The sequence below is a fragment of the Acinetobacter sp. HZNU-JH01 genome (assembly GCF_037996845.1).
GTDB classification, from domain to species: domain Bacteria; phylum Pseudomonadota; class Gammaproteobacteria; order Pseudomonadales; family Moraxellaceae; genus Acinetobacter; species Acinetobacter haemolyticus.
Genome location: NZ_JBBMZX010000001.1, coordinates 327,290 through 339,429, shown reverse-complemented (window position 1 = coordinate 339,429; position 12,140 = coordinate 327,290). Strand labels below are relative to the sequence as shown.

Annotated in this window: 11 protein-coding genes; all 11 read left to right on the top strand. The window is 40.0% G+C overall.

Annotation, left to right across the window (positions count from 1 at the left end; genetic code table 11):
* Positions 1 to 101: 101 nt before the first annotated feature.
* The 11 genes from AAC851_RS01660 to AAC851_RS01610 all read left to right on the top strand — a co-directional run bounded on the left by AAC851_RS01660 (position 102) and on the right by AAC851_RS01610 (position 12,121).
* Positions 102 to 623, top strand: a complete 522-nt coding sequence (locus AAC851_RS01660; RefSeq protein WP_171456297.1) for a sigma-70 family RNA polymerase sigma factor — start codon at positions 102 to 104, stop codon at positions 621 to 623.
* Complete coding sequence (locus AAC851_RS01655) at positions 624 to 1,631, top strand: FecR family protein (protein WP_125501493.1); 1,008 nt, start codon at positions 624 to 626, stop codon at positions 1,629 to 1,631.
* 128 nt (positions 1,632 to 1,759) lie between these two features.
* Positions 1,760 to 4,933 (top strand): TonB-dependent receptor, encoded by a 3,174-nt coding sequence (locus AAC851_RS01650; RefSeq protein ID WP_340600404.1) that lies wholly within the window; start codon positions 1,760 to 1,762, stop codon positions 4,931 to 4,933.
* A gap of 188 nt (positions 4,934 to 5,121) precedes the next feature.
* The gene (locus AAC851_RS01645) at positions 5,122 to 5,913 is read left to right on the top strand and encodes a Slam-dependent surface lipoprotein (protein ID WP_017395130.1); all 792 of its coding nucleotides are present in this window, start codon (positions 5,122 to 5,124) and stop codon (positions 5,911 to 5,913) included.
* An 81-nt stretch (positions 5,914 to 5,994) separates the two neighbouring features.
* The gene (locus tag AAC851_RS01640) at positions 5,995 to 7,482 is read left to right on the top strand and encodes a surface lipoprotein assembly modifier (RefSeq protein ID WP_340600403.1); all 1,488 of its coding nucleotides are present in this window, start codon (positions 5,995 to 5,997) and stop codon (positions 7,480 to 7,482) included.
* A 9-nt stretch (positions 7,483 to 7,491) separates the two neighbouring features.
* Entirely contained in the window at positions 7,492 to 8,406 is a 915-nt protein-coding gene (locus AAC851_RS01635) for an energy transducer TonB (RefSeq protein WP_340600402.1), read from the top strand.
* 34 nt (positions 8,407 to 8,440) lie between these two features.
* Positions 8,441 to 9,037, top strand: a complete 597-nt coding sequence (locus AAC851_RS01630; protein ID WP_340600401.1) for a biliverdin-producing heme oxygenase — start codon at positions 8,441 to 8,443, stop codon at positions 9,035 to 9,037.
* A 111-nt stretch (positions 9,038 to 9,148) separates the two neighbouring features.
* Entirely contained in the window at positions 9,149 to 9,574 is a 426-nt protein-coding gene (locus tag AAC851_RS01625; protein ID WP_125501503.1) for a YbaN family protein, read from the top strand.
* Between the two features lie 168 nt (positions 9,575 to 9,742).
* Entirely contained in the window at positions 9,743 to 10,090 is a 348-nt protein-coding gene (locus AAC851_RS01620) for a hypothetical protein (protein WP_005090518.1), read from the top strand.
* Between the two features lie 4 nt (positions 10,091 to 10,094).
* Complete coding sequence (locus AAC851_RS01615; protein ID WP_075315597.1) at positions 10,095 to 11,789, top strand: PepSY-associated TM helix domain-containing protein; 1,695 nt, start codon at positions 10,095 to 10,097, stop codon at positions 11,787 to 11,789.
* Positions 11,786 to 12,121, top strand: a complete 336-nt coding sequence (locus tag AAC851_RS01610; protein ID WP_075315596.1) for a DUF3325 domain-containing protein — start codon at positions 11,786 to 11,788, stop codon at positions 12,119 to 12,121. The genes AAC851_RS01615 and AAC851_RS01610 overlap by 4 nt, the downstream gene beginning before the upstream one ends.
* Positions 12,122 to 12,140: the final 19 nt, after the last annotated feature.

Genomic DNA, 12,140 nt, shown 5'->3' with positions numbered 1-12,140 from the left:
AAAAAAGCCTAGATTGCTAAAAACTTTATTCTTATTCTTTCTTGATTTTACAAATGATAATTATTATCATTTGTAAATACTTTGTTTTTGAGTCAATGATTGTGAACAAAAACCCGATACTCGTTGATGAATTATACAGAAACCATAGCGGGTGGCTTCATCATTGGCTGCGAAAGAAAATTGGAAGTTCTGAGCAAGCTGCTGATCTAGTCCATGATACATTTATTAAAATCTTGCAGACACGTGATGAGCTACTGGGCGTCAAAGAACCAAAAGCTTATTTGACTTCGATTGCCAAAAATTTATTGATCGATCAAGTACGAAGGAAAAGAATTGAACAAGCATATCTAGATGGTTTGAGTGAAATGGAATACATGCTTGATGCAGTTGTATCTCCAGAAGAACAGGTGCAAATCATTCAGGCGATCCATCAATTATGTAAAGCGTTAGAAGCGGTTTCTGAAAAAGCACAGCAGGCTTTTATCTTGCATTATTTAGAGGGTTATACGCATAAGGAAGCGGCTGAACGAATTGGTGTTTCAACCAAGATGATCCAGAAATATTTAGCCAATTGTTTAGTACAGTGCTATCAAAATCGAATGGATAGGGATGCATTGGTGTAAATGACAAACAATCATAATAACCAACAATTGGTTGAAGAGGCTGCACAGTGGATTGTGCAATTAAGTGCGGATGATGAGGTGACTCGTCGTAATGCAGAAGTGCAATTCAAACAATGGAAAGAAAATAGTCAGCAACATCAAAAAATCGCAAATGATATTGAACGCTGTCTCGGTTCGATTCACAAGTTATCTCATAATCACCATAAAAAAATTGCAAAATCAGCACTCAAAGCAGGGCTGGGATCAGGAAAGGTTTATAAAAACATTCGAACGGGTACAACATTTGCGATCTTTCTATGTACTTTAGGTATTGGTACATTATATTTATCAGATACATCGCTAGGTTATATTGCTGCGGATATTCGCAGTAATTCTAGTCAGTGGACGACTCAAACATTACAAGATGGTTCACAAATCATTCTTCGCGGTAAAAGTGCGGTCAATATTGATTTTAAGACGAACCAAAGAGTGGTTGAGCTGGTGCAAGGAGAAATTTTTGTTGATGTTGCTAAAGATCAGCATCGACCTTTTATTGTCAAAACATCTCATGGACAAATACAGGCACTTGGAACAGCTTTTAGTGTTGCGTATCAACCAGAGATAACAGCATTAAAAATGCTACATTCAAAAGTTCAAGTGCGAGCCAAACCATCTAAGAAAACACCTGTAAATAAAGTCAATCAAGCAATAGTGGAAGCAGGACAAGCGATTGGAATAGATCAAAATGGTTTAACGCCAATTTCAATACTAAATCGCTATAATGAGCAGCAAAAGTGGAATAAACATCAACTGATGGTTGAAGATCTACCACTGAATCAGGTGCTGAAAGCCTTGGATCAGAACTACAAAGGAAAAATTATTTTTAATGATTCAGCACTGAGCAAGATACAAGTCAATGCTGTATTACCACTAGACCAAACACAAGACGCACTTAAACTGATCGGCGCAGTTTTTCCTCAATTAAAAATATATCAAATTACGCCTTATGTGATTTTTGTGACGACTTAGCAAATTTTTTGAATTATTTGGTTCCACTTTTTCCTTACTTGTTCGTCATAGTAAATAGAAGCAATAAATTTGGATCATTTTAATTGTTTATATTGAATGATTCTTATTTCTATTTACTGGGGTGTGTAATGGAAAACTTGGGAAATGGCCAGCAACAGAGAAACAGTCTGTTTCAACTATCAAAGCTTGCGCTTGCAATCTATACCGTGGGAATCGGGAGTATAGCCCTACCGTTACATTCTGCATATGCAGCAACGACAAATGCCAAATCTTATAATATTTCAGCAGGAACATTGGCAAATGTGTTAAATCAATTTGCAGAACAATCGGGCACTTCGATTGCAATCGATGCACATCTATTAAAAGGCAAAAATAGTACTGGCTTAAAAGGAAGTTACTCCATAGAGCAAGGCTTTCAACATATTCTCATGAACACAGAATTTTATGCTGTGAAAGTTGGGCAAGGCTATACACTTACAAAAAAAGCACCACCATTAACAGCCAATCAAGCTGCTTCAGTTTCTCCTATGAGTGATCAGCGCGATTCAATGAACGAAGCCTCAGCTCGTTTAGCTCCCATCGTTGTCTACGGTCAAGAAGATCGTGATACACAAGGTTATAACAAGGTTTATGACGCAAATCATTCTTCCGTGTATGCAGGTAAAGAATATGTAGAGCGTTTTAAAGGTACAAATCCTGCTGATGTATTACAAGGTATGGTCGGGGTGTATAGTGGTGATGCTAGGAATAGCGGAGCACTTGATCCAAGTGTTCGCGGTGTGCAAGGTGTTGGTAGAGTACCATTAACGATTGATGGAACAGAGCAATCGGTCGCTGTTTGGCGAGGGTATAACGGTGTTAACAATCGGAACTATATTGATCCGAACTTGATTGCTGGGATCGAGGTCATCAAAGGACCTTCACTAGAACGTAATGCCACAACATCTGTGGGTGGTGGGGTGTTAGTTAAAACACTTGAAGCTGATGATATTGTTCGCGCAGGAAAAACCTTTGGTGCTGAATTAAAAGTAGAAGGCTCAACCAATTCAATAGATCCATCGCTACCCGACATGAGTAAAGTAGGTCGTGATTATAGTGAGACAACACCATGGATTGAAATAGATCGCGCCCGATATGATCCTGATATTTACAAGAAAAATAGAACCCGAAAAGATAACTCTAATTTCTCTGGCGATGATTTGGCTGGTCGACTCGCACTGGCAATGAAACAAGATCAATTCGATTTATTGGCTGTTTATGCTGTTCGTGAACGTGGCAATTATTTTTCAGGAACACACGGTGCGGGTTATTACAAGCGTGCTGAACCCAATAATGACAATTTCGATTTTATTCCATATTTTGCACATGCTTACAAACCGGGTGATGAAGTCCCAAATACATCTAGCCAGATGGAATCTTGGCTTTTCAAAGGAACCTATCGACCTACAGATTTCCAAACCTTAAAACTCACTTATCGAGATACTAAAAATAAATTTGGCGAAATCATGCCATCTCGTATTCAATGGGGAATAACGCCTGATTTGGGTGTACCTCAATGGCCGCTTAGTGATATCCGTTCAAAAGCTTACAGTTTGGAATACAAATTTAAACCTGAAAGCAATCAGTGGGTCGATTTTTATGCCAATGTTTGGCAAACCGATACTGAAAGTCAGACTTATACTCGTGGTGGCTGGCCAACCACGATAGACTTTCGTGATAACAAAATTATTAATACCGCAGTCAGTCATTCAGATAATACCCGTAAGGGCATTACAGTGAGCAATAAAGCACATTTAACTGATCAACTCGATTTGACGCTGGGTGGAAGTTTCTTAAAAGAAAAGCTGACATCTGATGATGTCTATGGTGATCATGGTTCAAGCTATTCCTTATACCAAGCTTTACCGCGTGCTGGACGACGTGAAGAGAAAACTTTTGATTTTAATTTTAATTATCGTCCCTTGTCTTGGTTAAGCTTCGATGCGGGTATGCGTTACCGCTCTTATTGGGCTTTTGATGACTTCTTAAATAAATCGATACGCGATGGGGTTGATCCTACGCTAAATCCATTATTTACCAAGAAAAATAGACTCAAAGAATATAGTTTTGAATATCGAACTATGCCTGAAAGTTATGATGCTCAGCAGCAGCGCATGATCAACCTACTATCGCAACGCTATGCAACGAGCAATCCTGATTGGGATGGTCGCTTAGAGACTGTACCTGCATCAGAGACAAATTTATATAGCCGAATTTGGTCACAAATCAATACGTTGACATGGAAAGCAGATCCAAATGGTCATTTGGCTTTGGCTGACAACATTTTGGATCAACTGAACGCTTTAGATCAGAAATATGTAGTAATCGGAAATGGCTTTAAGCCCGCTGTAATTGAACAAGTTCCAATTGAATCTGTAAACAAAGTTAAAGATAGCGGTTGGGCGCCTCAGTTAAGTGCAGCGATTCAACTGACCGAAAATAACCGACTCTATGCACGATATGCTGAAGAATATCGTTTGCCGAGTTTATTTGAAAGCACTGTCGGTTTTTCAGCAATGATGCCTTATCAAGCTGTTAAACCTGAACATGCTTTTAACTATGAAGTGGGTTATGTCTATGATATGCGTGACTGGTTCAGTTCAGCACGCAATGCTGACTTTAAGCTGGCGTATTACTACAACAAGACCAAAAACGTGATTGAGCGAAATCAAAATCTGATTTTTACCAACATGGATGAGCAAAAACTTGCAGGTTTAGAACTGCAAAGCCGTTTTGACAATGGTGCTTTCTTCATGGACTTAAGTTTGGCTTATAACCTCAAAAATGAAGTCTGTGATAGCAATAGTGCAATTGACAGGATGATCAATAGTGGCACTGTACAAACAGATCATGGCATTCAATTCCGTGATGCTTACCAACGCTGCGTCGATGACGGCTTTCCAAATGGTTATCTGGTGACAATGTCTACACCAGAACTCAGCGCACATGCATTGTTCGGCGCACGTTTCTTTGATGAAGCGCTTGAACTTGGGGCACGTGCAACTTTCTATAAAGCTTATGAAAGCCCGCTGCGTAAAAACAATGATGATAGCGTCAATAAAGGCTATTACCTCAATGTTCCTTTGGCGTGGGACGATACATGGATTTTTGATGCTTATGCACGTTATCAAGTAGATACCTATAACACCGTAGAGTTTGTAGGAAATAATCTTTCAAACCAATTTTATATCGATCCGCTTACTCGGAGTGCGATGGCCGCACCTGGTCGTACCCTTAAAATCAGTTGGACCACTAAGTTTTAACTCAGAATTTAATTCCTGCTTTTGGTGAGTTGGGATTAGATAGGCGTAAATAATAGATTTGAATGATTATTATTTACATAACTAAAAAGCAGTTTTATAGATTCAACTGCTCATACAACGACATGATAGCGATAACGTTATCCTTATTGAAACAATAACTTATCTTCAAATAAATGGAGTAACAATAAATGAAAATCTCTCAACTGTTCATCGGTCTAGTCGCATGTTCTGCTGTATTTTCTCATGCAGCTATTGATGGTGCTTCTAGCAATGAAGCAAACATCAGAATCAGCGCGGCTGCAAATGCTAGCCATCCAGACGGTGTAGCAGCCATATCTATAGAAGCGGCAGGCGCACCATACAATGCATTTACAGGTTTTAGTTCATTAAAAGGCTTGGCACAAGCATTTGCTGCACAAGGTACCAGTAATACCAATGTCACGGTGGGTAGCAAGAGCTTCAATATTTCGCACATTCCTGTATCGGCTATGCCACCTTCACATAGTGCTTTAGGTAACTTTAATTTTGGTCAGGTGGGTACGCAGGAAGTATATTTTGGTGAGTGGTGGAAGGCTGGCGATACAGCAGCGAGTGCGAGCCATACGGTTTATTATGCGGGTGACAATAGCAATACCACCGTACCAACAGCAGGTACTGCAACTTATACCGTTGCAGGGATTAATGGATCTGCGACGAATCTGTTAACTGGTAATTTCACTGCGAATTTTGGTACAGGGACGCTTGAAGGTTCTTTAAATGGAACAGGTACAGCGGTTTCAAACTTAACATTGAATGGTGTGACATTTAATCCAGGTACTGCTGAGTTTGCTGGTGCAGCAAGCGCCAATGGTACAGCTGGGTTAAATAATACAGGTATTGTCCAAGGACATTTCTTTGGTGCAAATGCTGCGGCTTTGGCAGGTATCGCCGAGTTTAATAACGCATCTTATAACACTGCATTTGGCGGTGCGAAAAACTAATCGTGGCGAGAGGAATCTACATCTGTAGGTTCCTTTTGTTTTTTATGCATTGATGATTTTACATTTTGGTTTGCGGTTGATATGAAACGAACATTGCTGTGTTGCTTGGCTTTATGGGGAAATACATCACTCTATGCGGATGATGAGACTCAACTTCGCCTAAATCAGAGCCTAGATCAGCAGTTATTACAACAACAGCGTTCACTTCAAGCACAAGGTACGATTCGGAGCACTGAAAAGTTACCTGAACTCCAAATCAATGGAAAAGTCTATGTCGTAGAGAAGAACCAAGATGATCTAGCCAAAGCGCTATATCTAGCGGTTATGCAAAAACACTGGGTAAATGTTCAAATTTATTTAGTGCATTATCAAAGCTATCCTGAGTATGATCAGGCTTTAACTAATTTCGCTGAAGGTGCATTGGCACGTGCTCAGGGACAACTAAAACTGGCTGAACAAAAATTCCAAAGCAGTTTAAACAAACAACCGAACAATCTGATTTGTGAACTCGAGTTAGCGCGTGTGCTGTTTGAACAACAGAAGAACAAAGAGGCAGCACACCTTTTTATAACGATTCAAAATAAATTAGAACAAAGTGATCACAGTGTCATTCCACCAGAAGTACAAAAAACGGTTCAGCTTTTCGTCAAAGCGTTTGCTCAACGAGATGCATGGCAAGGTTCTATTGCTATAGGTCCGACTTATGCGAGCAATCTAAACAGTTCATCAGAACAAAGCAAAACTTGGACGCTGTATGGCATGGATAAAGATGGCAACATTATCCCAGCTCAAATTACACGAGGAAGTCCAAAAGCAGTTTCAGCAAATGGTATAGATTATGACGCAAGCCTGATCAAACGTTTTTCCATCAAAGAAAATCATGGTGTTGCACTACGTGCTCTAGCTTATGGACAGTCCTACGATAACCAAAGCAATTATAACGAATCCACCCTCAACGTAAATGCAGGTTATAGCTATTACGATTTAAAAAACCAAATTAATTTCAGTCCACTATTTGAACACAAACGTTATGGCAACGAGAGTTTATACGATGCTTGGGGCGGGCGGATTGAATGGATGCGATTTATTTCAGGCGATAAAGCACTCAAACTTGAAGCAGAAATTAAAGATTTTGATTATCACACCTATAAAACACTCAATGGGCAAGAGCGTTCGGTACTGGCGACTTTTTGGAAAATTTTACTAGAACAATGGACATTCTTTGGTGGACTGGATGTCCTTGATCGTTCGACACAAGAACAATATATCGCGGCTTACCAGCAACAAGGAATTCGTCTAGGTATAAGTAAACCATGGAGTATTGGAATTCATACAACATTATTAAGTACTTATCGTTGGCGACAATTTGATAAATACGCAAAGGTTTATGAAGCAAGACGACATGATTTTGAACAAAATTATACGTTTGTTGTGCAAATGCCACGCTTCAAATTTTATGGCGTAACACCGAATTTAACGTATCGTTATAACCACAATGATAGCAATGTGGATTGGTTGTACACTTATGACAAGCACAATGTCAGCCTGAAACTCGAACACCGTTTCTAGGAGAGGCTGATGAAATTAAAAAATCTATCTCCGAGTTATAAACAACAATCTCCTCGTTTCTCTGAATTGCATCCTCATCATTTCGGGAAATGGGGCGTTGTAGGTACGGTCATGCTTTTGCATATTGCAGCATTGTGGTTGCTCAGCCATCTGATAGAACCGTATACATTGGATAGCGCACCTAAAGTGAATGCATTAAAAGTGCATTTCGTTTCATTGTCCAGTGCCGAACAATCATCACCACGATCGTCTGGACAAAGTGCTGTTGCAATCAAGTCAGAGAAGCAAAAACGAAGCGTATCAGAGAGTTCAAATGCAACTGTATCATCCAAACCCGCCGCAAATACTCGCACACTGAGCAGCACACATGCTGATCGTGTGATATCAGATAGCCAGCCAAAACATAATCATAAAAATGAGCAAGCTACCCCAACTCAAATATCTGAAGATTCAGGGCCATCCCTGAATAAAGATCTAACGATAAAAACAAAACAGATCGAACAACAGCTCACATTGGAGCAAAACCCAAATGTATCAAAACCACAAGGAGAGAGCCATTCCAACGCTGGTGGAGTGATGACACCCGCGACACAACAGGAACTTGCACGTGCTCCAGATAGCCAAGTCGCCCCAAATGAACCATTACAAGTGAGTCGTGTAGATGTATTAAGTTTTGCAAAACTAAGCTATGAGGATCGTGAACTAAAACAACAAGATCGTACTGTTGAACTTCGTATACGTATTAATGAAAACGGTCAGGCGACAGATATTCAACTACAACAAAGCTCAGGCATCAGCAGCTTGGATCAACGTGTCATACAAGCTGCACTTAAATCAAAATTTAAACCTTATCAAGTGAACGGTCGAGCAGTGGCCGTGGTCGTGGACTTCCCAGTCCAACTTAAACTCAGTCGGAATCGTTGAACCATCCATGCTATCTATTTTTAGGAGAAAGAAAATGAATGCAGCAACAGAACAGATGATTGCTAATCAATTGTCCCAACGTTTAAAACATGAAACCGCAACTGAACATGAACGTATGCACAAATTGATGGCTGAAGCAGCGGTATTTTCGAGTAAAGAGCGATATACACAATTCACCTTGTCACAATACTACTTTCAGAAAGAGATTGAACATCTTTTCGAAAAGCAAGGCGTGGCGGAACTCATTCCGGATTTAGGGATTCGTGGACGTTCGCAACAAGCACTGGCAGATTTGCAAGACTTGGGACTAGTACCAAAAGGTGAACCTTTACAAAGTAAAAATGTCGAAATACCTGAAGCATTAGGTTGGATCTACGTTTCGGAGGGTTCAACTTTAGGTGCAGCCTTTTTATTTAAAGAAGCACAAAAGCATTTAGGTTTTTCTGAAACTTTTGCTGCTCGAAATCTTGCTGCCTATCCCGAAGGACGTGCCAAAGTATGGAAACGCTTTGTACAGGCTTTAGATGAAGCAGGCTTTGATCAATCTCAACAAGACCGTGTGATCCAAGGCGCTTTAGATGCTTTTGGTTATTTTGGTGATGCACTCAATCGATTGGATGAAATGCACTAAATCTTTGAGAAGCAATTTTTATTTATCCAGATTGGGGAAATACACAGCAAAGATTAGAAAATTCTTAAAGCACTTAACTCATCAAACTATGCCTAACTGAGTATGAAACATATGGATCACACAGAGAATAAGTTAAATATGGAACTAACCTCCGCACCATCACCAGAAAATAAAGTCGCACGTTCGATTTGGTGGCGCATGTTATTTATATGTCTCGCTTGGTTATGCATTGCTTTGGGAGTGCTCGGGATTTTTATTCCCGGTTTACCAACCGTCGATTTTATTTTATTGGCGGTCTTCTTTGCGGCGAGGGGATCAGAAAAGCTTCATCAATGGTTATTAAATCATCGCTTTGTCGGTCCTATTATAAAAGAATGGAGGGAAAATCGTCGCATACCTAAAAAAGCAAAATATATGTCAACGGTGAGTATGAGTGTCGCTGCAGGTCTTATGATCTGGACCATTCCGCATCCTTGGGTGGTATATCCTCTCATTGCATGTATGGCTGTAGTCTTGATCTGGATGTGGAGCAAATAGTTTATGTCGATCTGTACATACTGAATGCATAAAATTGAATCATTTACTTGTGATAATAATTATCATTATTGTTATTTTTATTAGTTTTGTGTATGCTCCAAGCAATTTTTTAATCATAGATTAAGGTGGGGATGATCCTGAATAGTCGTCACCACTATTGGTATCGTTATGACTATTGAAGCATCAATTCCCTTCGTCGCCACTAAGACCATCTCCAAAAAGACTATTCAACGATCAGCGTTAATTAAATATCGTTTGATGGTCTTATCTCGCTTTGTCTTAGCAATTTTTGGTGGTTATTACTTTTCAGCGATCACAGCAATGCTGATTGTATTTTTATTTCCGACTGAACCTTTAAAAGCAAATGCGGTCTTAAGCGTCACCATGCTGGCTTTTATCATTCATTGTGCTTTGTTCATTTGGGTCTTTATGGTCAATTCAACGCTTAAAGTCTGGCTCTCTGTAGTACTGCCGAGTGTATTGATGACACTGATCTATTTATCGTTACAAGGATGACATCATGCGTGTTGATGGTAAAAATGAGGGACCACGCCAATCGATGTCTTGGCTGCATACTTGGGCGAGTTTACTGTTAGGTTGGTTGTTATATGCAGTATTTTTAACAGGAACGTTGAGCTTCTTCCAAAATGAAATTACTGTTTGGATGAAACCAGAGCTACACCAATCTGTGAATACAGTTTCACAGCAACAACAACTTAGCCATGCCTTGGCATATTTGAATCAGAAAGGTCAAAATGCCGAGAGTTGGAATATTCGTTTTGCCAATGAAAGACAACCCGCCATTATGCTGAATATCCGCCAAGCCGGTGAAGAACGACGACGTGGTGGAGAGATTTACTTAGATACTCAAACAGGCCAAGAGATTAAGGCGAGAGAAACTAGAGGTGGAGCTTTTCTCTATCGTTTCCATTTTGAGCTATATGGCATGCCGCGTATTTGGGGACGCTGGATTGTCGGTATCGCAACACTACTGATGTTTGTCGCTATCATTAGCGGGATTATCACGCATAAAAAGATTTTCAAAGATTTCTTTACTTTCCGACCTGCCAAAGGGCAACGTTCTTGGCTGGATGCGCATAATGCGACGGCGGTTTTTGCTTTACCTTTTCACATCATGATTACTTTTAGTGGTTTATTGCTGCTGATGCATTTGTTTATGCCTTGGGCGATGAATACACATTATGGCGATGTGCGCAGTTTCTATCAGATTCTCAATCAACCTGTTGCTCAAACACCTGAACAAGCCCGTTTACTGGAAGAACAAAAACAAAAAGGGTTGCTGACAGGACGAGGAAATCGTGGCGGTGGTCGTGTTGAATCAGTGCAAGAAAATAAGCCTGTTGAGGCTGCGGAAATGGTTAATTTAACTGCGCTGACACAATCTGTTCAACACAGTTGGTTAAACAATCCCATCTCTTCGATCAGGGTCAATAAACCCAATACGGTAGAAGCCGAAATACAATATAACGCTACACGTACCACAACGTTAATGGATCGAGAAAGTATCCCGTCATTAAAATTCAATGCGGTAACTGGTCGAGAAATAGATGAGGCGAAGCCTGTCAATTCAACTCCAAAAGCGATTTATACCTTAGTGACATGGCTTCATATGGCACATGGCGTAGATTCAGTTTTACGTTGGTTGTTATTTTTATCAGGTGTGTTAGGTACGATGATGATCGCATCTGGACTTATTCTATGGGTGGTTAAACGCGCACCAGATGTTCAAAAGTTGGGCTACAAACCTGTCGGGCATCGTGTAGTTGAAGTATTAAATATTGCAGCGATTACAGGATTACCAATTGCTTGTGCTTCATATTTCTTTGCCAATCGACTGATTCCAGCTCAAATTATTGAACGTTCACCCATTGAAATTAAGGTATTTTTTATCACTTGGTTGTTGTGTTTAGTCCATGCCGCAATTCGTCAACATCGTCCTGCATGGTTGGATCAACTCGCTTTGGCTGCGGTCATGTTTTTATTGATTCCAATACTCAATGTCTTAACTGGAGGTATGCCACTCTGGAAAAGTATCTATCTTGGTCAATGGATGATTGCAAGTTTTGATCTGGTATCGATCACTTTAGGACTGATCTTTATTTACGCTTACTACAAGCTAAAACGTTATCAAGGCTTACCGATCAAGAAAAAAGCGCAGCCTAAAAACAAGAATGCACAGGAGTCTATAGAATGACTGCTTTGCTACTATGGTGTGTTTGTGTGGTTGGATTGTCGAGTCTGGCTTGTACGATGGCGAAGCACCAACGTGAGATTTTCTCAAGCCCAGTCAGTCAACGAAATTGTCGTTTATTTCAAATTGTAGGTTGGGGCTTGCTGATTGTATCTGCGGGATTCACTGCATACTTTAAAGGCATTTCAATTGGACTTTCAGAATGGTTAGGGTGCATTAGCTTTGCAGCTTTGGCGGTCGGATTGTTATTGACCTATTCGCCTAAAAAGATATTAAAAGTGAATGCTGTAGTTGCAGTGCTATTTCTGATTTTATTGGTTATACACTTGATATAGTATGTAATTCTGCATTTTC